Consider the following 23985-nt stretch of genomic DNA (forward strand, 5'->3'; position numbering starts at 1 on the left):
GGTGAGGGTCGCGGGCGGGTGGGGCAGGGGCGGTGCGGAATACCTGGCCGGTCGTGGGCGGGCGGTCACCGGTCCTGGGGCTCGTCCGCCCGGATGGCCGCCATGGGCTCGGACGCGCCCGCGGCCGGGCGGCGCGCCGCGTCCTTGGCCAGCGCCCGGATCCCGACGGTCAGCAGCAGCGCGCCCAGCAGCGGACCGACCGCGGCGATGCCGACCGTCGCCGGGATGCCGAGGTGGGCGGAGAGCGCGCCGAACGACAGCGGTCCGACGGCGGCGCCGGCGAACAGCCCGCCCTGCATCGCCGCCCCGGCCCGGGCGCTCTCCCCGGGCAGCAGCCGCATGGTGGCGGCGAGCAGCAGCCCGGTCCAGCCCCAGCCGCCGGCCACCGCGAGCAGCGCGCCGATCAGGAACGAGACCGGGGTGCCGGCGACGATCGTGGCGAGCCCGGCGGTGCCGGTGAGCATCATCAGGGCGACGGTCCACGGGATCCGGTGCGGCGCCCGGTCGGCCAGGACGCCCGCGCCGAGGCGGACCGCGATGCCCAGGACGCTGGCCAGCATCTGGAGCGTGCCGGCGGTGCCGGCGACGAACCCGGAGGAGGTGCCGATCTGGATGAAGTACGCCGCACCGACGTTGGTGCCGACGCTGCCCAGGGCCGCGGCGGCGGTCCAGGCGGACACGACCCGGCCGACGGTGCGCGGCGAGGGGGCGTCGGCCCGTCCGGTCGGAGCGGCGGGGGTCCGCCGCGTCTCCGGGGCGGCCGCCCCGGACCGGGCCGGGCGGGCCAGCGCCGCCACGATCAGCGTGAGCAGGGCCAGTCCGGCCGCGGTCCACAGGGCCGGCCGCCAGCCGTACGGGGCCGCGATCAGCGCCACCAGCAGCCCGGGGAGGAACGGTCCGGCGCCGAGCGAGGCGCCGAAGAGGCCGCCGGCGAAGGAGTGCCGCCGCGGCGCGATGTCGGCGGCGATCACCCGGGCCGCGACCGGCTGGGTGAAGGCGTTGCCGAGCCCGGCGACGGCCAGCAGCAGGCAGAGCTGCCACAGCTGCCCGGCCATCGCCAGCCCGGCCAGGACCGCGGCCGCCACCAGGGCGCCGGCGCCGAGCACGGCCCGGACCGGCACCCGCGGCACGATCCGGCGGGCCGCCGAGGAGCCCACCGCGGTGAAGGCGAAGAAGCAGGTGACGGCGGCGCCGAAGGCGGTGCCGGAGAGGTGCAGCGAGCGCTGGACGGGCGCTGCCAGGGCGGGTGCCATCAGGCCGGGGGTGACGGCCGCGATGGTCACCACGACGGTGGCGATCAGACGGCCCCAACGGCTGCGGGAGGCGGCCCCGGACGCGGGCGCGGACGCCGAGCGGCCGGCCAAGACGGGGCCGGTGGAGGGGAGTTGGTGCTGCGACGAGGAGGTCATGAAGTGATCCTGCGGCCGCGTTCCGGCCCCCGTCCAAGACACTTTCTGATAGCCAGAGGTTATGGACGCCCATCTCCGCGATCTCCGCTACTTCCTCGCCACCGCCGAGGAGTTGAACTTCACCCGCGCCGCCGAGCGGCTCTTCATCTCGCAGCCGGCGCTCAGCAAGCAGATCCGCCAGCTGGAGACGGGCCTGCGGGTCCGGCTCTTCCAGCGCGACCGGCGCACGGTGACGCTCACCGAGGCCGGCGCCGCGCTGCTGCCCCGGGCGCGGGAGGTCCTCGGCCTCTGGGACGAGACCCAGCGGGCGGTGAGCGACGCGGCCGCCGCCGAGGCCGCCGTGCTGACCCTGGGGGTCTCCACCAGTGTGGGCCGCGGTCTTCTCCCCGCCATCCGGGCGCGGTTCGCCGAGCGCCGCCCCAACTGGCGCATACGGGTACGGCAGATCGCCTGGGACGACGGCACCGCCGGGCTCGCCGACGGCACCGCCGACCTGGCGCTGCTGTGGCTGCCGTTCCCGGAGCAGGAGGCGTTCGCCGTCGAGGTGGTGGCCACCGAGCCGCGGTGGGTGGCGCTGCCGGCCGGGCACCGGCTCGCGGACGCCGCCGAGGTCCCGTTCGCCGCGCTGCTGGACGAGCCGTTCCTCGCGCTTCCGGAGAGCGCGGGCGCCCTGCGCGACCACTGGCTCGCGGTCTCCGAGCGCGACGGCCGGCCGGTGCGGATCGGCGCCGTGGTCTCCGGTGCGGACGAGACGTTCGAGGCGGTGGAGGAGGGGCTGGGGGTGGTTCTCCTGGCCGCCGGGAACGCCGCGATCTACCAGCGTCCCGGCGTGGTCGCCCGGCCCGTCGGCGGTCTGCCCCCCAGCCGACTGGCGCTGGCCTGGCGTGCGGACGACCACCGCACCGCGCTGCGCGACGCGGTCGAGGCGGTCCGGCAGGCCGGGCCACCGCCCGCGTGACCGCCCGTCAGCCGGCCGGCCCGGCCCGCCGCCCGGCCGCTACTTCATCCAGGCGTCCTCGTACTTCCGGTACGTCCCGTCGTGCGTGGCCAGGTGCACCCACTGGTTCACGTACGCCGTGAACTGCTCGTCGCCGCGGGGCAGTGCGTAGGCCTTCTCGGAGAAGGTGAACGGCTGGTCCGGGTGGACCGCGCACAGTTCGGGGTGGATCTTCGCCTGGTAGCGCGTCTCGCTGGCGTCGGTCATCATCACGTCGGCGCGGCCGGCGATGATCTCGTCGAAGATCGTGGTGTTGTCCGGGTGGACGGTGAGGGTGGCCCGCTTCAGGTGGGCGCGGGCGAACTGCTCGTTGGTGCCGCCGGGGTTGACCACGACGCGGGTGCCGGGCCGGTCGATCTGGTCCAGGGTCCGGTACTTTTCCTGGTCGGCGCAGCGGACGATGGGGGTCTTGCCGTCGGTGCGGGTCGGCTCGCTGAAGGCGACGGACCGGGCGCGGGCCAGGGTGATCGAGACGCCTCCCATGCCGATGTCGCAGCGGCCGGACGCCAGGTCGCCGACCAGCCCGGACCAGGTCGTGGGGACGTAACGGGGCGTGGCGTCAAGGCTCTTGGCGAGGTCCCGGGCCATGTCGATGTCCACGCCGTCGTAGCGGCCGGTGGCGGGGTCGCGGTGGGTGAAGGGGCGGTAGTCGCCGGTGGTGCACACCCGCAGCACCCCGCGGCGCGGGACGGTGTCCAGGAGCGTGGCGGGCCGCTTGGCGCGCTGGGCGGCGGCCGCGGTGGCGGTGCCCGCGGCCGGGGCGGAGGCGTAGGAGACCGCCGGGGCGGCGGCGGTGACGGCGAGCAGGCAGGCGAGGGCGGGGAGGGTCGCGGCGCGCTTCATCGTGGCTGACTCCTGATCAGGTGGCCGAAGCGCTCAGGGTGGCAGAGCGCGGCGGCCGGGTGAAGCCCCCGCCCGGTCCGTGGGACGGCCGCCGGCGCGCGCGGGCCGCCGCCTCCCCGTCAGGCGCCGTACGGATCCGCCGCGGTGGACTCGCCGGGCTGCTCGGGCACCGCGTCGGCGAGCCGGGCCAGGAGGTCGGCGGCGCGCTTGGCCACCGTCTCGCGGTCGCCCTCCGAGAGGGCCGCGCCCATGCCCACCGCGACCGCGCCGGCGGCTATCCACTCCGGGGCGGTCTCGGTCGTCACCCCGCCCGTGGGCACCAGCGGCGCCTGCGGGAGGGCGGCGCGGACGTCGCTGATCCAGGAGGGGTGGTGGTCGGCGGCCGGGAACAGCTTGAGGGCGTCCGCGCCCAGCTCCAGGCCGCGCACGATCTCGGTGGGCGTGGAGACACCGGCGAAGACCGGGACGCCGTAGCGGTGGCCGGTGCGGATCACCGAGGCGTCCAGGCTGGGGGCGACCAGATAGCGGGCGCCGGCGTCCACCGCCATCCGGGCCGATGCGGCGTCAAGGACCGTGCCGGCGCCGATGACCGCGTCGTCGCCCAGCTCGCGGCTGAGGGTGGTGACCGCCTCCAGCGCGAAGGGTGTGGTGAGGGATATCTCCAGGCTCGTGATGCCGGCCGACAGCAGGGTGTCGGCGGTGGCGCTCGCCTCGTCGTACGTCCTGCCGCGGACGATGGCGAAGACGCGCTGCGCCAGTGCGGCCCGGGTGATCTCCCAGCGATACACGGCAGTTCGCCGTCCTTCCTCGTCTTTCGACGCCCTCGCCGCGGTGACGCGGCCCACGACAGACCCAGCACTTCCTCGGGGCGTGCCGCGCCGGCTGACCGCTCATGGCCCGTATGCCGCCGATGCCCGCCCACTCCTCGTTTCTACCGAAACGCTACCGGCAACCACTGACAATCCTCTCGCGGGGTGCGCCCCCTGTGCGCCCCTTCTGCCGAGAATGGACGGAGGAGTGGGAGAAGTGGCAGGTGGGACCGCGGACACCGGGGAGCACGACGGCGGCCGGGGTGCGTGGGCACCCCGGCCGCCATGCGCACCGCTCGCGCGGCGCCCCGCCCCTCAGCGTCAGCAGCTGAAGTCGACGAGGTTGAAGGTCGCGTAGTGGTCGGACGTGTAGTAGTCCTCCTGCTCCTCCTGACCGGCGACGATGCGCCGGGCACCGCGGTCCGGCGAGCCCGGCGTGACCACGGTGTACTCGTGGTAGTAGCCGCGGCTCTGGGACGGCAGCACGCCCTCGCGGTTGTCGAAGACCGTGCCGTCCTTCGGGTACGGGTAGGGGCCACCCTTGGCGATCAGGTCGAGGGTGTCGTGCGCCTGGGACGGCAGCTTGGAATAACAGACGTTGCCGACCGAGTTGATGTGGACGGCCGCGGCGTGGACCGCGGCGTGGTGCGTCGGGGCGGCGGGCGTCGCGGCGACCGCCGTACCGCCGAGGAGGAGGGCCGAGGCGAGGGCGCCCGCGGCGCCGATCCGGGTGATCCGTGGGGGGATTCTCATGTGCACCAGAATGACGCGCGTAGACGTGCCCCTGTCAACGCCAAGGAGCGGAAGTTTCCCGGGAGTTCACAGGGACCCCGCACCGTCACCGCAAGACGCCCTCTTTGTCCCCCGCCCGTCGCCCGCACGCCACCCGCCCCACCCGTCGACAACCCCACAGGAGGAACTCCCCATGCGCGTCAAGGACTTCGACCACCTGGTGCTCACGGTGCAGGACATCGAGCGCTCCCTGGACTTCTACTGCGGGCCGCTCGGCCTGGAGCCGGTCCGGGTGGACGAGTGGCGGGCCGGCCAGGCCCCGTTCCCGTCGGTGCGGGTGAGCCCGGGCACCATCATCGACCTGATCACCGGCGACCGCGCCGGCACCAACGTGGACCACATCTGCCTGGTCGTCGACCCGCTGGACTGGCAGGAGGTCATCGACTCCGGCGCCTTCACCGTGCTGGAGGGCCCGGTCGGCCGGTACGGCGCCCGGGGCGACGCACAGTCGATCTACGTCGCCGACCCGGACGGCAACACCGTCGAGCTGCGCTGGTACCCCCAGGACGCACAGTGACCGCGGACTGACCCTCCGCTCTTTGCCTCTCAGGCAAAACTTTTGCCTGAGAGGCGAAAGCTGGCTATACCGGAAGCATGACCGAGCTCCCCGACCAGCCCGCCGGCCTCACCCCGGAAGAGCTGTCCACCGTCGCCCCGCGCCTGCGCGACCTGCGGCGGCGCAACGGGCTCACGCTGGAGACCGCGGCCCGACGGGTGGGCCTGTCCCCCGCCCACCTGTCACGGCTGGAGACCGGTCAGCGGCAACCATCGCTGCCGATGCTGCTGGCGCTGGCACGGACGTACCAGACAACGGTATCCGACCTGCTCGGCGAGACCGCCCCGGAGCGGGACCCGATCCTGCGGGCCGACCGCGCCGAGCCCTCCGAGGCCGGCGGCTGGACGTACTGGACCATGGGCGACGCCGGACGCGCCATGCAGGCACTGCGGGTCCACGTGCCGCAGCGGGCGCAGGGCGACCTGGTCCGGGTGCACCCCGGCGAGGAGTGGCTCTACGTCCTCAAGGGACGCCTGCGGCTCTCCCTCGGCGAGGCGGTGCACCTGCTGGACCCGGGCGACGCCGCGCACTTCGACTCACTCACCCCGCACCGACTCGCGGCCGCCGCGCCCGGCGGGGTGGAGCTGCTGTTCGTCCACACCCTGCTGCAGAGCGGCGCCGCCGCGCTGTGCCTGGGCGACAGCGCGCGGCACCCCCGCGGCGGCTGACCCCGCACCGCCCTCCGCCACCCACCGCCTACTCCACCGTTCCGGAAGGGAAGGTCGATCCGCCGTGCCCGACCCCACCACCCCCGCCTCGTCCGCCTCCCCGGCCACCGGGCCCGCAGCCGACGCCCCCGACTCCCGTCGCTACGTCGAGAACAAGCCACCGCGCGGTGTCTACGTACGGGTCTTCATCTACGTCGTCGCCACCCACGTCCTGCTGGCCTTCATGAGCCTGCTGGTGTACGCCGCCAAGACCCGCTAGAGCCCGTCCGCACACCGGCGGCGGCCCCCTGTACTGGGCATACGGGAGGGCCGCCGCCCGCTGCGCCGCGCATGCGGACCAAGCCTCGGACGGCAGACGGGAGTTCGACGGGCGGGCCGGTCCCCGCCCGTCCCGCCCCGCGATCGGGTGAACCCCGGTGCCGCGCCTCGCCCCGCGCCATTCCCCCGGCGCGCCGCACACAGCACACTCCTCCGTGAAGCCCGTCACACCGAGGAGGTCCGAAGGATGCACCGTACGCGCACCGCGGCCGCCACCACCCTCGCCGTGGCCCTCGCCGTGGTCCCCCTGGCGGGGGCGGCGGGACCGCCCCGTACCGCGCCGGCCCCAGGGTCCGGCGGGGCCCGGACCGGCCCCGCGACCGCCGCCCTCTCCCCCGTCCCGCGATCCGTCCACGACCGCTCCGACCACCTCACCATCACCCCGACCGTGGCCCTGGTCGCCCGCCCGGGAGCCGACGCCCCGACGCTGGCACTGGTCACCAAGTCCCTACGGGCCGCCGGCGCCCAGCACGTCCTCCGGGTCGGTCGGGCCGCCCCCAAAGGCGGGCGGCTGACCGTCTACGTGGACGGGCCCGACGCCGCCCGCGCCCTGCGGGAGCTGGGGGCGTCCGGCACCGCCGGGCTTCCCGCGGAGGGCTACGCACTGGCCGCGGGCAGCGGCCGGATCGCGCTGGCCGGCAAGGACGCCGCCGGTACCTACCACGCCGCCCAGACCCTGAGTCAGCTGCTGCCGCACCGCGCCCGCCCGGGCGCCCAGATCCGCGGCACCGCCGTACGGGACTGGCCGGCGACCCCGCTCCGCGGTGTCGTCGAGGGCTTCTACGGCACCCCGTGGTCCCACGCCGCCCGCCTGGACCAGCTCGACTTCGCCGCCCGGCACAAGATGAACCTCTACGTCTACACCCCCAAGGACGACGCCTACCTACGGGAGAAGTGGCGCGACCCCTACCCCGCACAGCAACTGGACCAGATCAAGGAGTTGGTGGACCGGGCCCGGGCCCGGCATGTGGAGTTCACCTACGCGCTCTCCCCCGGCCTGTCCGTCTGCTACTCCTCGGACGCCGACGTCAAGGCGCTGACCGCCAAGTTCGGGACCCTGTGGGACATCGGGGTGCGGACCTTCGCGGTGCCGCTGGACGACATCAGCTACACCACGTGGAACTGCGCGGCGGACAAGGAGAAGTTCGGGACCGGCGGCGGGGCGGCCGGCACCGCCCAGGCCCAGCTGCTCAACCGCGTCAACCAGGAGTTCATCGCCCGCCATCCGGGGGCCCGGCCGCTCCAGATGGTGCCGACCGAGTACCACGACCTCAAGGCGACGCCGTACAAGGCCGCACTCGCCGCCAAACTGGACCGGAACGTCGTGGTGGAGTGGACGGGCGTGGCCGTGCTCGCGCCCGCCATCACCGCCGCACAGGCCAAGCAGGCCCGGCAGGTCTTCGGGCACCCGATCCTGATCTGGGACAACTACCCGGTCAACGACTACGTCACCAAGCGGCTGATGCTCGGCCCGTTCAACCAGCGCGGCCCCGGGCTGCCCGCCCAGCTCGCCGGGATCACCGCCAACCCGATGATCCAGCCCGCCGCGTCCAAGCTCGCCCTGGCCACCTTCGCGGACTACGCCTGGAACGACGGGGCGTACCGCGCGCGGGCCTCCTGGAACACGGCCCTGGCGGAGCTGGCCGGCGGCGACGCCCGTACCGCCCGCGCACTGCGGGCCTTCGCGGACGTCAACTACACCTCCGCCATCAACCCGCAGCAGGCACCCGAACTGGCCGCCGCCCTCGACCGGTTCTGGAAGGACGGCGGCGCGCGGCGACTGGACGCGGTGCTGCGCGCCCTGGGGGACGCGCCGGGCGTGCTGCGCGCCCGCCTCGCCGACCGCGGCTTCGTCCGCGACAGCGCGCCGTGGCTGGACGCCACCCGGGCCTGGGCGGTGGCGGCGCGCGACGCCCTGCGGCTGGTCCAGGCGACCCGGGCGGGCGATGCGGCGACGGCCCGGCAACTGCGGGCACGCATCCCGGGGTTGGTGCAGAAGGCCACGTCGTACGTCTATGTGGACATGAAGGGGAAGCGGATCCCGGTGGTGGTCGGCGACGGGGTGCTGGACTCCTTCGTCGCCCGCGCGCTGGCGGAGCGGCACGCGCGATGAGGTGATCCGGCACCGTCGGAGGCGGGCCGCCTCCCTCCCGCGGCGGTGGCCGGGGCCTACCCTGAGGCCCCGGCCACCGCCGCGCTCCCCACGGAGGACACCGCCATGGCCCACACTCCCCTCGGCGCCCCGCGTCCCAGCGCCGTCGCCGTCCTCGACGAGGCGGTCCGCGTGCTCGCCCCGAAGGACGGCGCCAACCCGCTCGTCCAACGGATCGGCGCGGGAGTGGCGCCGCGCTCGGTGTTCGCCACCCTGGCCCTGGAGCAGCACCAGGTCATCGCCTCCGACCGGCTCAGCTTCCAGCACCTGGCGCGCCGTGCGGACGGCGATCCGCCGGTGGCGGACTTCTTCGACCTGCTCGTCGAGGGGGAGACCCTGGCGCTGGCGCGGCTGGCCGCCCTGGCGGACGCCTGCGGACTCACCGACCGGGAGATCGCCGAGTACCGGCCGCGCCCCGGCTGCCAGGCGTTCCCGTCCTACACCGCCCGGCTGGCGCTGGCCGCCGAGCCCGCCGACGCGGTGATCGCTCTCACCGCCAACTTCGCGGCCTGGAGCGGCTACTGCGCCGTCGTCCGTACCGCGCTGCGGGAGCACTACGGCTTCCCCGAGGCGGCCGGCGGGTTCTTCGCGCTGTTCGCCGAGCCGGCGCCGGAGCTGGCGGCCGGGGCGCGGGCGGCGGTGCAGCAGGGCCTCGACACCGGGCAGGCTCGGCCCGAGGTGGCGCACCGCTACGGGCGACTCCTTCAGGCATACGAGGCGATGTTCTGGAACTCGCTGGCGGAGTGATCCGTTTCCCGCATGGCGGGACGGATCAGGGCGAGGAGGGGCAGCGGTGGGGGCACGGATGACGGACCGGGAGGCGCTGGCGTTCGCGGTGCGGCTGGCGTCGCGGGCGGGCCGGCGGATCGCCGCGGAGCACCGGGCGGCGGCGCGGGCGCCGGGCGTGGACGGCGAGGCGGGCGGCGCGCTGGCGGTGCCGGAGTTCCTGCGGACGGAGCTGGCGGCCGCGTTCCCGGACGTCGCGGTGTGCGGCGGGGCGGGCATGCTGCGCCCGGGGCCGGCCGGTCCGCGCTGGGTCATCGGCCCGCCGCCCGGCGCCGAGGAGGCCGGCGGGCCGCTCTGTCTGGCGTATGAGGACGCCTCCGGGCCGGTGGTCGGCGTGGTCCATCTCCCGCTGGCGGGGCGGACGGTGGCGGCCGGGCGGGGACTGGGCTGCCGGCTGTCGGTCGGGGACGCCGCGGAGGGTGCGGACGGCCGTCCGGTGCGGACGAGCGGGCGCGCGGAGCTGACGGGCGCCCGGACGCTGACGGACGGCCCGGCGGGCTGGCCGGAGGCGCTGCTGACGGCGGTGCACCGGAAGGTGGCACTGGTGGCCTCCGGGGGCGGAGTGCCGGACGTGGCCACCGGCCGGGCGGACGCCTGGCTGAGCACCGGGCCGGTGGAGTACGGGGAGCGTGCCGCGCTGTCGGTGGTCGTGGCGGAGGCGGGCGGCCGGGTGACGGATCTGGGCGGCGCGCCGGTGCTGACCGGCGACGGTTCGGTGCTGGTCACCAACGGGCCGCTGCACGAGGGGTTCGTGGCGCTGGTGGCGGAGGCGGGCGCCCATGAGCCGAAGCCGGTGGTGGCCGATCCCGATCCCGGCTGGGCGGACGAGGGGGTGGCGCTGGCGGAGGGGATGCGGGCGCTGCTGGGGCCGTTGGCGCTGCGAGCGGAGCACATCGGGAGCACCTCGGTGCCGGGGATGGCCGCCAAGCCGGTCTTCGACCTCCAGGTGAGCGTGGCGGATCTGGCGGAGGCGGCGCGGGCCTTCGGCGGGCCGCTGGCCGGGGCGGGGTTCGTCGCGGCCCCGTATCTGCGCGATCACGTCCCGGCGGGCCGGACGGACGATCCAAAGCGGTGGGCGAAGCGGTTCTGGTCGCGGCGCGGCGGGCCGGGGCCCGATGCCAACCTCCATGTGCGGCGGACGGGTTCGCCCAACGAGCGGCTGGCGCTGCTCTTCCGCGACTGGTTCCGGGCGCATCCGGAGACGGTGCCGGCGTACGCCCGGTTCAAGCGGGAGCTGGCGCACCGGGTCCCCGAAATCGGCGCGTACGCCGACGTCAAGGACCCGGTGGTGGACCTGGTGATCGAGGTCGCCGAGCCATGGGCGGCGGCGACGGGCTGGCGGCCCGGACAGCGCTGACGGACTGGAGAGGAGGGTGGGCCGCCCGGCCGCCCGTGGCGGGCGGTCAACCGGTTCACCCCTCTCGTCCCGCGGGTGCCGTGCGGGTCAACTGGGGTCATGCACCCGGGCGTTGGAGGAGTTGGCCGCCGGGCTCGGCGAGCGTGCCGCCGTCGTTGATCATCCGGCCGCGCAGCCAGGTGGAGCGGACCACGCCGTGGAAGGTCCTGCCGGCGTAGGCGGTGATCTTGTTGCGGTGCTGGAGTGCGGCCGGGTCGACGGTGAAGGTCTCCTCCGGTGCCAGCACCGCGAAGTCGGCGTCCCTGCCAAGTGCGATGGCGCCCTTGGCGTCGAGGCCGACCAGGCGCGCCGGGGCCGCGGCCATCCAGCGGACCACGTCGTCCAGGGTGTGGCCGCGCTCGCGGGCGGCGGTCCAGATGGCGGGCAGGCCGAGCTGGAGGGAGGAGATGCCGCCCCAGGCCGTGCCGAAGTCGGGGGTCTTGAGGTCGGCGGTGGAGGGCGAGTGGTCGGAGACGATGCAGTCGATGGTGCCGTCGGCCAGGCCCTGCCAGAGTGCGTCCTGGTTGCCGGCCTCGCGGATCGGCGGGCAGCACTTGAACTCCGTTGCGCCGTCGGGGACTTCCTCGGCGGTGAGGGTGAGGAAGTGCGGGCAGGTCTCGACGGTGATCCGTACGCCCTCGGCGCGGGCGGCGGCGACCATCGGCAGCGCGTCGCCGGAGGAGAGGTGCAGCACATGCACCCGCGCGTCCAGCTTCCGGGCCAGGTCGATCAGGCCGGCGACGGCATCGTTCTCGGAGGCCCGGGGGCGGGAGGCGAGGAAGTCGGCGTACCTGGGGCCGCGCGCCTCGGGGGCGGCGTCCAGGTGGCCGGGGTCCTCGGCGTGCACGATCAGCAGTCCGCCGAAGCCGGCGATCTCGCCGAGCGCGGCCGCCAGTTGGCCCTGGTCGAGCTGCGGGAACTCGTCGACGCCGGAGGGCGACAGGAAGCACTTGAAGCCGAAGACGCCGGACTCGTGCAGCGGGCGCAGGTCCTTGACGTTGCCGGGGACGGCGCCGCCCCAGAAGCCGACGTCGATGTGCGCCTTGGCGCGGGCCACCTCCCGCTTGGTCTCCAGGTGGGCGACGGTGGTGGTGGGCGGGAGGCTGTTGAGCGGCATGTCCACGAGTGTGGTGATCCCGCCGGCCGCGGCGGCGCGGGTGGCCGTCCAGAAGCCCTCCCAGTGGGTGCGGCCGGGGTCGTTGACGTGTACGTGGGTGTCCACCAGGCCGGGCAGCAGGGCGTCGTCGCCGAGGTCCACCACCCGGGCCCCGGCCGGGGCCTCGGCGTCGTGCGGCAGGACGGCCACGATCTTCCCGTCCGTGACGGCGACGGACGCGGCGCGTGTCCCCTCGGGGGTGACGACGCGCGTGGAGCGCAGCACCAGCTCTGATTCGGACACCCAGTACCTCCCCTATCGTTGCTTCGCGAATGCGGGCCGGCGCGTGCGGGGCACGACGGCTGCCGCGGGCCGCGCCGCCCCCGGCACGGAATCCGGGGCGACGGAACGGACCGCCGCGCCTGCGGAATTCACGAGTCCGATTCAACAGACTGTTGAGCGAGTCTTCACTTCGGACACCGGCCCGTCAAGACCCCTCGGCGGCGGCCGAGCCAAGATGCGCACGACTCCCCGAGAACGCCGGGATTTCCGTAAAATGGACAGCGGATTCCACGCAGCAGAACACGACGGGAGTCGCCCGCACCGCCGAGAGAGCCCCCCGAGGCCGTGACACCCCGCGACGCACGTTCGCTGACCGGCGGGAACGGGTGTGCGATACGCGGTGTACCCGCGCGGTGCGACCGGTAGGCTGCTCCGGTCGGGCCCGGCGCCCGTAAGGCGTAGAGCTTCACGCCGATCCGACCCGCCCCGAAAGGAACGCGACGTGCCGCCGTCCAGCGCCCGCACCTCCGCCACCGATGCCAAGCCAGCAGGCGCCAGCGGCGGGGTCCAGTCCCTTGAGCGCGCCTTCGACCTGCTGGAGCGGATGGCCGATGCCGGCGGCGAGGTCGGTCTGAGCGAGCTCTCCGGCAGCAGCGGCCTCCCGCTGCCCACCATCCACCGCCTGATGCGCACGCTGGTCGCCTGCGGCTACGTCCGCCAGCAGCCCAACCGCCGGTACGCGCTCGGCCCGCGCCTGATCCGCCTCGGCGAGAGCGCCTCGCGCCTGCTGGGCACCTGGGCCCGGCCCTTCCTGGCCCGCCTGGTGGAGGAGACCGGCGAGACCGCCAACATGGCGCTGCTGGACGGCGACGAGATCGTCTACGTCGCACAGGTGCCCTCCCGGCACGCGGTGCGGATGTTCACCGAGGTCGGCCGCCGCGTCCTGCCGCACTCCACCGGCGTCGGCAAGGCCCTGCTGGCCGACCACCCGCCGGAGGAGGTCCGCGCCCTGCTCGGCCGCACGGGCATGCCCGCCGCGACGGAGAAGACCATCACCGACCCGGACCGCTTCCTCGACGCCCTCGCCGAGGTCCGCCGCCTCGGCTACGCCGTGGACGACAACGAACAGGAGATCGGCGTCCGCTGCCTGGCGGTCCCGGTGCCCAACTCCCCCACCTCCGCGGCGATCTCCATCTCCGGCCCGACCGGGCGGGTGACGGAGGCCGCGACGGAGAAGATCGTCCCGGTGCTCCAGGACGTCGCGGCCAAGCTGTCGGTGGCGCTGGCCAACCAGACGCCGGCGTGACGCCCGGGTGGGGCGGCCCTCCGGAGCCGCCTCATCCCCTCGGCAACCGGCCGAAGCAGTCGATCCGTTCACGGACCTCGGACAGCGCCGACGACAGCGCGCTCACCGATCCCACCGCACCGGCGATCAGCAGCAGCGAGCGGCGCATCCTGGCCACCTCGGGCCGGCCGTGGCTCATCATGGCGTCCAGCGCGGCCAGCTCCTCGTCGGCGGCCGGCCGGTCCGGCAACTCCCCGGGGAGCACCGCCAGTTGGCGGCGCAGCCGGGCCACCGCCGTGCGCAGCTCGCACACCCGCTGATCGCCGGTGCCCCCGGCCGGTCGACTGTCCCTCTCCAGCTGTTCCACAACGACGGCGCCCTCCAAGGCGATTGCCCGTTCCGGGATTCGGGACAGTTAACGCCACTCTGCGCCACCCGCGCCATACGGAGAGCCAAAATCCGTATCGCCGGCCGGTCCGGCGCGAACCGCCCGGCGGCGACTTCCGCGCGGCACGGAAGCGCACTTCCCACCAGACCCGCAGGTCGCAGGCGGCACACGGCGCCCCGTCCACCCCCTGGCCGGTTTTCGCCCTCCACCCTCCGATTCCCTGACCCCGCGGCCGGTTTCACCCCGCCCCCTGGGGCCCCGCCCGCCTCTCGCGCACGCCCCGCACGGCGTACGCGTCCCGCGCGCGAATACCCGGACACCGGCCGACCATGTATCAGCACGTGCGTTCCCCTGGCCGCCCGTTGGCGTGGGCGTATCCCGTACAAGGGATATGGCGCGACGCGATGGAGCATTCTCACTTCCGGGGAAATATCCGGCATATCACTGGATCGCACCTCACCGGATCACAGGAGCGGAGAAGACCATGGAGCCCAACCCAGGCCCCCACCCAGGCCCGAACCCCGACCCCCGGCGCATCAGCGTCATCCAGCTCATCTGCCGGGCGTACGGCCTGACCGACGCATCCGAGATCACCGAGGAGCACATACACCGTTACGTCAGCGAACGCCGGCATGCGGACGAGCGGACGGAACAGCTCCGGGACCGGCTGCGACCGCGGATCCCGCGTCAGCGGTCGGCGGGGGACGCGGCCTGAGTCCGGGCCGCACGGGGCGCCGCGCGCCGCCATGAGGTAAGCAGTTCCCATGGCACATCCAGGGGAGAGCGCAGGCGCCGGGGGGCGAACGGGGGCCGCACGGCCCGAGGGGACGGTGGCCGGGCTGGTGCTCGCCGCGGGCGGCGGGCGGCGGCTGGGGGGCCGGCCGAAGGCACTGCTCGACTATCGGGGACGCCCCTTGGTCGAGCATGCCGCCCGCGTCCTGCGGGACGGCGGCTGCGGGCCGGTGCACATCGTCTTGGGCGCGGCCGCGGAGACCGTCCTGGCCCGCGCCGAACTGGCGGGCTACGACGTGGCGGTGAACCCCGACTGGGCGGCGGGCATGGGCGGTTCGCTGCGGGTGGGGCTGGCCGCGCTGGCCGGTTCGGGGGCGGACGCGGTGGTGGTGTCCCTGGTCGACCAGCCGGGCATCGGCGCCGACGCGGTGGCCAGGGTGGCGGCCGCGGCCGCGAGCGCGGGGCGGGGGGCGCTGGCGGCCGCGGCGTACGGGGGCGAGCGGGGGCATCCGGTACTGTTCGGCGCCGACCGGTGGGCGGACGTCGCGGCGAGCGCGGCGGGGGATCGCGGGGCGCGGGCCTATCTCCGGTGCCACGCCGAGGCGTTGACGCTCGTCGAGTGCGGCGATGTGGCCGAGGCGTACGACATCGACACGCCGGAGGATCTGAAGCGGCTGGAGTGACGGGCGGGGCGAGCGGTGCGGCGGCGCGGCGGCGCGGCGCCCCGACAGGCCGCACCGGCGAGGTCCACAGAGGACCAACACGCCTTATCCGGCCGTAAGTTGACGGGATTCAGCCGCCGCGGAGTGGAAGGCATGGAGAGCGGCCGCCGTGGCACCGGGAGCCATTCGATCACCACCTGTGTCGACCCGGAGAATCTCGACGTCAACAAACCATTGAAGTTCCGCGATAAGGAAACTAGTCTCCACTGGTCAGAAGCGCCCTACGACCCGTACGGCGCTCGCGACCGTATCTCGGAACCCGCGGCACCCCGTGCCGCCCAGGTGCCCCGGCGGCCGCCAGGCACCGCCGCTGAATGGAGTGACAGCTCATGTCCGCACCAGCGCCGTCCCCGCTGGCCATCGTCGACGTCGACCCCGCGCGCTCCCCGGAACGCCAGGGCGAAGTCCTCACCGATGCCGCACTCGCCTTCGTCGCCGAGCTGCACCGGCGGTTCACGCCCCGCCGTGACGAGCTGCTCGCCCGCCGCGCCGAGCGCCGCGCCGAGATCGCCCGGACCAGCACGCTGGACTTCCTGCCCGAGACCGCGCAGATCCGCGCGGACGACAGCTGGAAGGTGGCCGGGGCGCCCGCCGCGCTCACCGACCGCCGGGTCGAGATCACCGGTCCCACCGACCGCAAGATGACCATCAACGCGCTCAACTCCGGCGCCAAGGTGTGGCTCGCCGACTTCGAGGACGCCTCCGCTCCCACCTGGGAGAACGTCGTGGGCGGCCAGCTCAACCTGATCGACGCCTACGAGCGGCGGATCGACTTCACCGACGCCCGCACCGGCAAGTCCTACGCTCTGAAGCCGGCCGAGGAGCTGGCCACCGTGGTGATGCGGCCGCGCGGCTGGCACCTGGAGGAGCGCCACCTGGTCGTCGAGGGCCGCCCGGTCCCCGGCGCCCTGGTCGACTTCGGCCTCTACTTCTTCCACAACGCCCAGCGCCTGCTGGACCTCAGCAAGGGCCCGTACTTCTACCTCCCGAAGACCGAGTCGCACCTGGAGGCCCGCCTCTGGAACGAGATCTTCGTCTTCGCCCAGGACTACGTCGGCGTCCCGCAGGGCACCATCCGCGCCACGGTCCTCATCGAGACCATCACCGCCGCGTACGAGATGGAGGAGATCCTCTACGAGCTGCGCGACCACGCCTCGGGCCTGAACGCCGGCCGCTGGGACTACCTCTTCTCCATCGTCAAGAACTTCCGTGACGGCGGCGCCAAGTTCGTCCTCCCGGACCGCAACGCGGTCACCATGACCGCCCCGTTCATGCGCGCCTACACCGAACTGCTGGTCCGCACCTGCCACAAGCGCGGGGCGCACGCCATCGGCGGCATGGCGGCCTTCATCCCCAACCGCAAGGACCCCGAGGCCAACGAGAGGGCCCTGGCCAAGGTCAAGAACGACAAGGACCGGGAGGCCGGCGACGGCTTCGACGGCTCCTGGGTCGCCCACCCCGACCTGGTCCCGGTCGCCCGCGCCTGCTTCGACGCCGTCCTCGGCGACCGGCCCCACCAGAAGCACCGCCTGCGCGAGGACGTCGACGTCAAGGCCGCCGACCTCATCGCCGTCGACTCCCTGGCCGCCAGGCCGACTTACCAGGGCCTGGTGGACGCCGTCCAGGTCGGCACCCGCTACATCGAGGCGTGGCTGCGCGGCCTCGGCGCGGTCGCCATCTTCGGCCTGATGGAGGACGCCGCCACGGCCGAGATCTCCCGCTCCCAGATCTGGCAGTGGGTCGACGCCGGCGTCGTCTTCCAGGACGGCGCACACGCCGGCACCACGGCCACCGCCGACCTCGTCCGCAAGATCGCAGCCGCCGAACTGGCCGCGATCCGCACCGAGTTGGGCGAGGACACCTTCGCCGCCGGCAAGTGGCAGCAGGCCCACGACCTTCTCCTGAAGGTCTCCCTGGACGCCGACTACGCCGACTTCCTGACCCTCCCGGCCTACGAACTGCTGGACTGACCCGGGGCACCAGGACACCGAAGGGCCCGCGCACACCCCTGACTTGGGGTCCGCGCGGGCCCTTCGCGCTAGGGCGTGTCGTCGAACTGGCGTCTGCCGTGCGACGCCTGGCACGCGCCCTCGCCGCGTTGTCGGACTGCCCCGATACGCCCGGTATCGGGGCAGCCCTCCGCCTTGCGATCGCACGCACCAGACGCCGCACGGCCCGGCCTCCGGCCGAACACCGCCAGTTTGACGACACGCCCTAGCCGACCACCGCCCCCAGCGCCACGAATGCGCAGATCAGGCAGAAGAGGAGGGCGAGGTAGGGGGCGGCGAAGCGGAGGTAGGTGTCGTAGCCGACCTTGGCGAGGGAGACGCCGCCCATGACGACGGCGGTGGTGGGGACCCAGAGGTTCATCCAGCCGCTGGCGGCCTGCCATGCGGTGGCGACGACGGGGCGGGTGACGCCGGCGAAGTCGGCGAGCGGGGCGAGGATGGGCATGGCGAGGGTGGCGTGGCCGGAGGTGGAGGGGATCAGGAAGGCCAGCGGGAGGTTGACGACGAAGACGATGACGCCGAAGAGGGCCGCGGGGGTGCCCGCGACGACGCCCTCGATGGAGTGCAGCACGGTGTCGGTGACCTTGGCGTTGTTCATGATGACGGTGACGCCGCGGGCCAGGACGATGACCAGGGCGGGTGAGATGAAGTCGGCGGCGCCCTGGACGAAGGTGGCGGTCAGTCGCTGTTCGCCCATCCGGGCCAGCAGGCCGACCAGTACCGATCCGACGAGGAACATCGCCGCCAACTCCGGGAAGGACCAGTCCAGTTCCCAGGCGTAGGGGCGTGCGTCGGCGCGGCCGGTGAGGGCGCCGGACCACGGGATCACCGAGAAGACCATGAAGGCGAAGAGCAGGGTGACGGTGAGCAGGACCGCCTTGTGGAGGGCGGTCAGCGGCGGGGGTTCGGCGGCGTCCGGGGCGGTCTGGGCGTGCTCGCGGTCGCCGGGGCGGAAGCCGCACAGGGAGCGGTCGGGGTCGGCGCGCACCCGGCGGGCGTAGCGGATGACGTAGGCGAGGGTGGCGGCGGTCAGCACCAGCCACATGGCGACGCGCAGGGTGATGCCGTCACCGAGGGAGATCTCGGCGGCGGCGGAGGCGACGCCGGTGGCGAACGGGTTGACGGTGGAGCACAGGACGCCGATACCGGCGCCGAGGATGATCGCGCCGGTGGCCACCAGCCGGTCGAAGCCGAGGGCCAGCATCAGGGGGACGAGCAGGCCGTAGAAGCCCAGGGTCTCCTCGGCGAAGCCCTCGACGGTGCCGAGGAGGGAGAAGACCCCCATCACCCCGGCGATGAGGAGGGCGCCGCGGTCGCGGAGGCGGTGGGCGAGGCGGCCGATGCCGCGGTCCAGGGCGCCGGTGGCGAAGACGACGGTGATGAAGGCGCCGATGGCCAGGACGAAGAGAAAGACGCCGGCGCTGCCGAACAGTTCGCCGCTGAGGTCCGGCCCCACCAGGCCGGTCCGGGCGTCCTTGACTCCGTAGAGGCCGTTGACGGGCGAGAGGAAGAGGTCGCCGAGCCGCTCGGGGAACGTCCGGCCGGAGGGCGCGGGGTGGTAGGTGCCCTGGAGGGGGCGGCCGGCGGCGGTGCGGGTGTAGCTGCCGGAGGGGAGGACGAAGGCCAGGGCCCAGACGGCGACGGTGACCAGGACCAGGACGGTCAGGGCGCTGGGGAAGGTGAAGTGCCCTCCGGGGCCCGGGTCCTGGCCTTCCTCGTCGTCGGCGGTGGGCGGCGTCGGGGCGCCGTCGTCGGGCGCCCCGGGGGTCATGCCGTTCCTCCCGGCCGGTGCCCGGCGGCGTACTCGGCGAAGAAGGCGGCCTCGGCCAGGACCGCGGCGCGGAGTTCGCGGAGCAGGACCCGTTCGTTGGGGCCGTGCAGGTTGCAGAGGTTGTCCTCGGCGCCGAAGAGCAGGACCTCGGCCTGCGGCGCCGCCGCGGCCAGGCCGTTGACCAGCGGGACGGAACCGCCGGTCGCCGCGAGGAAGGGGTCGCTGCCCCAGGCGCGGCGGAGCGCGGTGCGGGCGGCGCGGTAGGCGGGGCCGTCGGTGGCGGCCTCGTAGCCGGGGCCGGTTTCGCCGGGGGTGACGGTGAGCGGGATGCCGAAGGGGCGCAGGCGTCGCAGGTGACGGACGAGGGCGTCCTGGGCCTCCTTGGGGTCCTGCCGGGGGTGGACACGGAGGTTGAGCTTGGCGCGGGCGTGCGGGACGACGGCGGAGGCGCCGCGCTCGACGGAGGGCGCGTCCAGGCCGACGACGGTGAGTGCCGGGCCGCTCCACAGGCGTTCGCCGAGCCCGCCGGTGCCGAACAGCGGCAGGTCCGCGCGGACCCCGGCCAGCTCGCGGAACTCGGCCTCGTCGAGCGCGTTCCCGGGCCACGGTTCGCGGCGCAGGCCCGCCACGGCGACGTCGCCGTGGAGGTCGTGGAGGGTGCCGAGCGCCTTGAGGAGGACGAGCAGCGCGTCCGGGGCGGCGCCGCCGTACGAGCCGCTGTGGACGGCGGCGTCGAGGGTGCGGACCTCGACGAGGACCTCGACGGTGCCGCGGAGGGCGGTGACGAGGGTGGGGGTGCCGGGGCGGAGGTTGCCGGTGTCGGCGATGACCATCGCGTCGCAGGCGAAGGCGGCGGGGTCGGTCGGCGGGTAGTCGTCGAAGGCGCTGCCGTACTCCTCCTGTCCCTCGAAGACGAGGGTGAGGCCCACCGGCGGGCGGCCGCCGAACGCCCGGAGGGCGCCGAGGTGCACCATCACGTTGGCCTTGTCGTCGGCGATGCCGCGAGCCCGGATGCCGCCGTCGACGTCGGTCGGTGCGAACGGCGGGGAGTCCCAGAGGTGTTCGTCGCCCGGTGGCTGTACGTCGTAGTGCGCGTAGAGGAGGACGGTGGGGGCGTTCGGGGTGGGCGGGGGGACGTGGGCGGTGATCACCGGGGCGGTGCGGGGGAGGTTCAGCTCGCCGATCTCGGTCACGCCGGCCTCGCGGAGGAGTGCGACGAGGAGGTCGCGGGCCTGGAGGACCGGTTCGGGCGAGAAGCCGGGGAAGGCGATGGACGGGATGGCGGCGAGGCGTTTGAGGTCGGTGCAGAGGTCGTCCATCAGGCCGTCGACGACGGCTTCCAGCGACGGTGCCGGGTCCGGGGTGGTGTGGTGGGGCACCGCGGGCCCCCTCTCTGTGGCGCCCGGCGGGCACACACGTTGACTAAGTGTGAGTTTTTTGGCCGAACAGCACCATATCGGGCGCCTTGCGTGCGAGGGGGTCGCCACGTTGCCGGACGCGGTCGGCGGCCCTCGTGCGGCGCCGGCCTGCGCGCCGCGGGGCTCGGCGGAATCGCACTACTATGGGCGTAGTAGCGGAGTTGTAAGAGCGGGTGGGTGGAACGGGTGGCGCGGCGGCGGGAGCAGGTGCTGGACGCGGCGGTCGAGGTGTTGGGCGACCAGGGGACGCGACGGCTGACGTACCAGGCCGTGGATCGGGCCGCGGGCGTGCCGACGGGGACCACCTCCAACTACTTCCGCAACCGGGCGGCGCTGATCGACGGCATCGCCGGGCATCTGCCGGCGCTGGAGCGGCGGGAGTGGGAGGCGCTGGCCTCGGGGCCGGCGCCGGTCGGGCCCGGTGAACTGGCCGACGCGCTGGCCGCGTTCGCCCGGTACGCCGCGGGCCCGGGGCGGTCCCGTACGGCCGCGCGGTGGGCGCTGCTCCTGGAGTCGTCGGCGCGGCCGGAGCTGCGGGCGCCGCTCGGCCGGGGCCGGCAGGCGGTGCTGCGGCACAGCACGGAGTGGGTGCGCCGACTGGGCTCCGGGGCGCCGGAGCGGCACGGCCGGATTCTGGTGGACCACCTGGAGGGCGTGGTCCTGCGTCAACTGGCCTTTCCGGACGGCGCGTTCGACCCCGTCGAGGAGATGCGGGCGCTGGTGGGCGGGTTGTTGGGCGTCCAGGTCGGCTGACGGACGCCGGCGCGCGCTCCGGGGCGGACACCCCGCGGTGGCAGCGGACCGCGCATCAACTTCCCGCCAGGCGCGCCAAGTTGGGCGCACGGGACGCCTGTACGGCGCCTGCGGAGTCTGATAGGAAAGCTTCCTAACGATTGGGGAATCCCCCACGGCCCACTCCACATAGGAGGACTCCATGCGTTCCCGATCGATGGCCAAACCCGTCACCCGCGTCGCGCTCGGCCTGGCGCTGCTCGCCATCCCCACGACCGCGGTCGCCGCCACCGCGGGGCCGGCCGCTCCGGCTGCCGCCACCGCCCAGGCCGCACCGCACACCGCGAAGGCCGCCACCGGGCTGGACGACCCGGCGAAGAAGGAAATCGCCATGCAGCTGGTGTCCAGCGCGGAGAACTCCTCGCTGGACTGGAAGGACCAGTACAAGTACATCGACGACATCGGTGACGGCCGCGGCTACACCGGCGGCATCATCGGCTTCACCTCCGGCACCCACGACATGCTGGAGCTGGTCGAGCTCTACACCAAGCGGAAGCCGGACAACATCCTGGCCAAGTACCTGCCGGCGCTGCGCAAGGTCGACGGCAGCGACTCGCACGAGGGCCTGGACCCCAACTACAAGAAGGACTGGCGCAAGGCCGCCCAGGACACGGCCTTCCAGAAGGCGCAGAACGACGAGCGGGACCGGGTGTACTTCAACCCCGCGGTCAAGCAGGGCAAGGCCGACGGGATCGGCGTCCTGGGCCAGTTCGCGTACTACGACGCGATCGTGATGCACGGCGACGGGGACGACAAGACCAGCTTCTCCAACATCCGCAAGCGCGCGCTGGCCAAGGCCAAGCCGCCGGCCCAGGGCGGCGACGAGAAGGCCTATCTGTCCGCCTTCCTCGACGCCCGGGTCTGGGCGATGAAGCAGGAGGAGGCGCACAGCGACACCAGCCGGGTGGACACCGCGCAGCGGGTGTTCCTCAAGGCCGGCAACCTGGACCTGCACACGCCGCTGAACTGGAAGGTGTACGGGGACAGCTACCACATCGGCTGACCCGCAAGGGAGCCCGACGGCCCGTAGGGAGGCGGCGGTTGCCGCTCCCCTGCGGGCCGTTGCCGGTGGGACGGGCCGGGTCAGTGGGCGGGCGAGGCGGCGGCCTCGTCGTCGCCCAGACGGCCGCGGGCGGACTGCCGGGGTATCTCGGGGGCGGCCTCGGCGGGGTCCCCGTCCGCCTCGGGGCCGTCGGCGGCGCCCTTCTTCCCGAGGTGGTTGAAGGCGAGGTTGAGGACGATGGCGACCAGGCAGCCGGTGCTGATCCCGGAGTCCAGGACGACCAGCAGGTCCTTGGGGAAGGCGTGGTAGAACTCCGGGGCCGCGATGGGGATCAGGCCGACGCCGACCGCGGCGGCGACGATCAGCGCGTTGTCGCCCTTCTCCATGGCGGCACCGGCCAGCGTCTGGACGCCGCTGGCGGCGACCGAGCCGAACAGGACGATGCCGGCGCCGCCCAGCACGGGCAGCGGGACCAGGGAGATGACCGAGGCCGCCACCGGACACAGACCGAGCACGATCAGGATCACGCCGCTGGTGGCCACCACGAAGCGGCTGCGGACCCTGGTCATCGCGACCAGGCCGATGTTCTGCGCGAAGGCGCTGTTGGCGAAGCCGTTGAAGAGCGGGCTGAGGGCCGAGCCGAGGGTGTCGGCGCGCAGTCCGCCGGCGATGGTGCGCTCGTCGGCCGGGCGGCCCACGATCCGGCCGAGGGCGAGCATGTCGGCGGTGGACTCGGTCATGCAGACCAGCATCACGATGCACATCGAGACGATCGCGGCGACGTCGAACTGCGGGGTGCCGAAGTGGAACGGCGTCGGGAAGCCGATCAGGCCGGCCTTGGTCAGCGCCGAGAAGTCGGTGATGCCGACCGGGATCGCGATCAGCGTGCCGGCGACCAGGCCGAGCAGGATCGCGATCTGCTGGAGGAAGCCGCGCAGTACCCGGCGCAGCACCAGCACGATCAGGAAGGTGGCCGCGGCCATCGCGATGTTCGTCAACGAGCCGTAGTCCGCGGCCTGTTCGTTACCGCCCTGGGACCAGCGGAAGGCGACCGGGAGCAGCGAGACGCCGATCAGGGTGATGACGGTGCCGGTGACCACCGGCGGGAAGAAGCGGACGAGTCTGGAGAAGTAGGGGGCGAGGAGGAAGCCCAGCACTCCGGCGACGAGCACCGCCCCGAAGATCACCGGTAGGGCGTCGCGGGCGCCGTGCTCCTTGGCGATCGCCACCATGGGGGTGACCCCGGCGAAGGAGACGCCGTTGACGAAGGGGAGCTTGGCGCCGACCTTCCAGAAGCCCAGGGTCTGCAGGAGGGTGGCGATGCCCGCGGTGAAGAGGCTGGCACCCATCAGGAACGCGGTCTCGGTGGGGGCGAGCCCGCAGGCGGGCCCCACGATCATCGGCGGGGCCACCACGCCCGCGTAACTGGCGGCCACGTGCTGCAGGCCACTGGTGAACATCTTGAAGGGCGGGAGGGTCGCGTCGACCGGATGCTTCCGGTCCTCCTTCGACGTCTGCCCGGTAATTGCGGCCACTGCGGGCCTCCTTCGATTTCTGCTCGCCGGAAACCGGCGGAGCGAGCCTGTCACGGAGGTCGTGCCATGTGGTGCGGTGATGCCGGACGGCACGCTGGTGAGCGTGTCGGTGGCCGCGCTTGTGGCGCGTCGACGGCGGGTCGGGGCCGGCCGGGGTGCGGCGCTGCCGCGCCCCGACCGGCGCTTGCGGACTCCGCTCGGATCCGCAAGCTCGGCCGGGAGCCGT

At 73.9% G+C, this 23985-nt stretch carries 22 protein-coding genes; 13 read left to right on the forward strand and 9 right to left on the reverse strand.

Annotated features, from left to right (window positions below; all coding sequences use genetic code 11):
• Positions 1-65 precede the first annotated feature (65 nt).
• A complete protein-coding gene (locus tag ACIQE0_RS25155) occupies positions 66-1409 on the reverse strand; it encodes a CynX/NimT family MFS transporter (RefSeq protein WP_402336162.1) in 1344 nt (447 codons plus the stop codon).
• Positions 1410-1470: 61 nt separating this feature from the next.
• Here ACIQE0_RS25155 and ACIQE0_RS25160 point away from each other — a divergent pair, with 61 nt between their 5' ends.
• Entirely contained in the window at positions 1471-2367 is an 897-nt protein-coding gene (locus ACIQE0_RS25160) for a LysR family transcriptional regulator (RefSeq protein ID WP_402336164.1), read from the forward strand.
• Positions 2368-2406: 39 nt separating this feature from the next.
• On the opposite strand, the gene ACIQE0_RS25165 is transcribed toward ACIQE0_RS25160, so the two are convergent.
• The 3 genes from ACIQE0_RS25165 to ACIQE0_RS25175 all read right to left on the reverse strand — a co-directional run bounded on the left by ACIQE0_RS25165 (position 2407) and on the right by ACIQE0_RS25175 (position 4811).
• Positions 2407-3249 carry a transporter substrate-binding domain-containing protein gene (locus ACIQE0_RS25165; RefSeq protein WP_402336166.1) on the reverse strand — a complete coding sequence of 281 codons (843 nt, stop codon included), beginning with the start codon at positions 3247-3249 and terminating at the stop codon, positions 2407-2409.
• 119 nt (positions 3250-3368) lie between these two features.
• The gene (locus ACIQE0_RS25170; protein WP_366331554.1) at positions 3369-4037 is read right to left on the reverse strand and encodes a 2-dehydro-3-deoxyphosphogluconate aldolase; all 669 of its coding nucleotides are present in this window, start codon (positions 4035-4037) and stop codon (positions 3369-3371) included.
• 342 nt (positions 4038-4379) lie between these two features.
• The gene (locus ACIQE0_RS25175) at positions 4380-4811 is read right to left on the reverse strand and encodes a ribonuclease (protein WP_402336170.1); all 432 of its coding nucleotides are present in this window, start codon (positions 4809-4811) and stop codon (positions 4380-4382) included.
• 172 nt (positions 4812-4983) lie between these two features.
• Here ACIQE0_RS25175 and ACIQE0_RS25180 point away from each other — a divergent pair, with 172 nt between their 5' ends.
• The 6 genes from ACIQE0_RS25180 to ACIQE0_RS25205 all read left to right on the forward strand — a co-directional run bounded on the left by ACIQE0_RS25180 (position 4984) and on the right by ACIQE0_RS25205 (position 10687).
• Complete coding sequence (locus tag ACIQE0_RS25180) at positions 4984-5367, forward strand: VOC family protein (protein WP_366331552.1); 384 nt, start codon at positions 4984-4986, stop codon at positions 5365-5367.
• A gap of 77 nt (positions 5368-5444) precedes the next feature.
• Positions 5445-6074 (forward strand): XRE family transcriptional regulator, encoded by a 630-nt coding sequence (locus tag ACIQE0_RS25185; RefSeq protein ID WP_366331551.1) that lies wholly within the window; start codon positions 5445-5447, stop codon positions 6072-6074.
• A gap of 64 nt (positions 6075-6138) precedes the next feature.
• Positions 6139-6333 (forward strand): DUF6126 family protein, encoded by a 195-nt coding sequence (locus tag ACIQE0_RS25190; RefSeq protein WP_402336174.1) that lies wholly within the window; start codon positions 6139-6141, stop codon positions 6331-6333.
• 246 nt (positions 6334-6579) lie between these two features.
• Positions 6580-8505, forward strand: coding sequence for a beta-N-acetylglucosaminidase domain-containing protein (locus ACIQE0_RS25195; RefSeq protein WP_402336177.1), 1926 nt, complete (start codon positions 6580-6582; stop codon positions 8503-8505).
• Between the two features lie 105 nt (positions 8506-8610).
• Positions 8611-9291: a transcriptional regulator gene (locus tag ACIQE0_RS25200; protein WP_402336180.1), complete on the forward strand. Its 681-nt coding sequence runs from the start codon at positions 8611-8613 to the stop codon at positions 9289-9291.
• 46 nt (positions 9292-9337) lie between these two features.
• Positions 9338-10687, forward strand: coding sequence for an inositol monophosphatase family protein (locus ACIQE0_RS25205; protein ID WP_402336183.1), 1350 nt, complete (start codon positions 9338-9340; stop codon positions 10685-10687).
• A 97-nt stretch (positions 10688-10784) separates the two neighbouring features.
• Here the strand turns inward: ACIQE0_RS25205 and allB are convergent, their stop codons facing one another.
• A complete protein-coding gene (allB, locus tag ACIQE0_RS25210) occupies positions 10785-12125 on the reverse strand; it encodes an allantoinase AllB (RefSeq protein ID WP_402336186.1) in 1341 nt (446 codons plus the stop codon).
• A 481-nt stretch (positions 12126-12606) separates the two neighbouring features.
• Between allB and ACIQE0_RS25215 the strand changes: the two genes are divergently transcribed.
• Entirely contained in the window at positions 12607-13410 is an 804-nt protein-coding gene (locus ACIQE0_RS25215; RefSeq protein ID WP_366331545.1) for an IclR family transcriptional regulator, read from the forward strand.
• Positions 13411-13441: 31 nt separating this feature from the next.
• Here ACIQE0_RS25215 and ACIQE0_RS25220 read toward each other — a convergent pair whose 3' ends face one another.
• Positions 13442-13756 (reverse strand): DUF5955 family protein, encoded by a 315-nt coding sequence (locus tag ACIQE0_RS25220; protein WP_402336190.1) that lies wholly within the window; start codon positions 13754-13756, stop codon positions 13442-13444.
• A gap of 505 nt (positions 13757-14261) precedes the next feature.
• Between ACIQE0_RS25220 and ACIQE0_RS25225 the strand changes: the two genes are divergently transcribed.
• The 3 genes from ACIQE0_RS25225 to aceB all read left to right on the forward strand — a co-directional run bounded on the left by ACIQE0_RS25225 (position 14262) and on the right by aceB (position 17201).
• Positions 14262-14492: a hypothetical protein gene (locus ACIQE0_RS25225; protein WP_366331544.1), complete on the forward strand. Its 231-nt coding sequence runs from the start codon at positions 14262-14264 to the stop codon at positions 14490-14492.
• A 115-nt stretch (positions 14493-14607) separates the two neighbouring features.
• Positions 14608-15192, forward strand: coding sequence for an NTP transferase domain-containing protein (locus ACIQE0_RS25230; RefSeq protein ID WP_366331584.1), 585 nt, complete (start codon positions 14608-14610; stop codon positions 15190-15192).
• 368 nt (positions 15193-15560) lie between these two features.
• Positions 15561-17201 (forward strand): malate synthase A, encoded by a 1641-nt coding sequence (gene aceB, locus ACIQE0_RS25235; RefSeq protein WP_402336192.1) that lies wholly within the window; start codon positions 15561-15563, stop codon positions 17199-17201.
• Between the two features lie 244 nt (positions 17202-17445).
• Here the strand turns inward: aceB and ACIQE0_RS25240 are convergent, their stop codons facing one another.
• Positions 17446-19011 (reverse strand): YfcC family protein, encoded by a 1566-nt coding sequence (locus ACIQE0_RS25240; RefSeq protein ID WP_402336195.1) that lies wholly within the window; start codon positions 19009-19011, stop codon positions 17446-17448.
• A complete protein-coding gene (locus ACIQE0_RS25245; protein WP_402336198.1) occupies positions 19008-20390 on the reverse strand; it encodes a M20/M25/M40 family metallo-hydrolase in 1383 nt (460 codons plus the stop codon). The genes ACIQE0_RS25240 and ACIQE0_RS25245 overlap by 4 nt, the downstream gene beginning before the upstream one ends.
• 216 nt (positions 20391-20606) lie before the next feature.
• Here ACIQE0_RS25245 and ACIQE0_RS25250 point away from each other — a divergent pair, with 216 nt between their 5' ends.
• Together ACIQE0_RS25250 and ACIQE0_RS25255 are read left to right on the forward strand one after the other, a co-directional pair.
• Positions 20607-21182, forward strand: coding sequence for a TetR/AcrR family transcriptional regulator (locus ACIQE0_RS25250; protein WP_402336202.1), 576 nt, complete (start codon positions 20607-20609; stop codon positions 21180-21182).
• 181 nt (positions 21183-21363) lie between these two features.
• A complete protein-coding gene (locus ACIQE0_RS25255; RefSeq protein WP_366331539.1) occupies positions 21364-22224 on the forward strand; it encodes a chitosanase in 861 nt (286 codons plus the stop codon).
• Positions 22225-22304: 80 nt separating this feature from the next.
• Here ACIQE0_RS25255 and ACIQE0_RS25260 read toward each other — a convergent pair whose 3' ends face one another.
• Positions 22305-23759: a nucleobase:cation symporter-2 family protein gene (locus tag ACIQE0_RS25260; protein ID WP_402336205.1), complete on the reverse strand. Its 1455-nt coding sequence runs from the start codon at positions 23757-23759 to the stop codon at positions 22305-22307.
• Positions 23760-23985: the final 226 nt, after the last annotated feature.

The sequence above is a fragment of the Streptomyces sp. NPDC093097 genome, assembly GCF_044754325.1.
GTDB lineage: Bacteria > Actinomycetota > Actinomycetes > Streptomycetales > Streptomycetaceae > Streptomyces.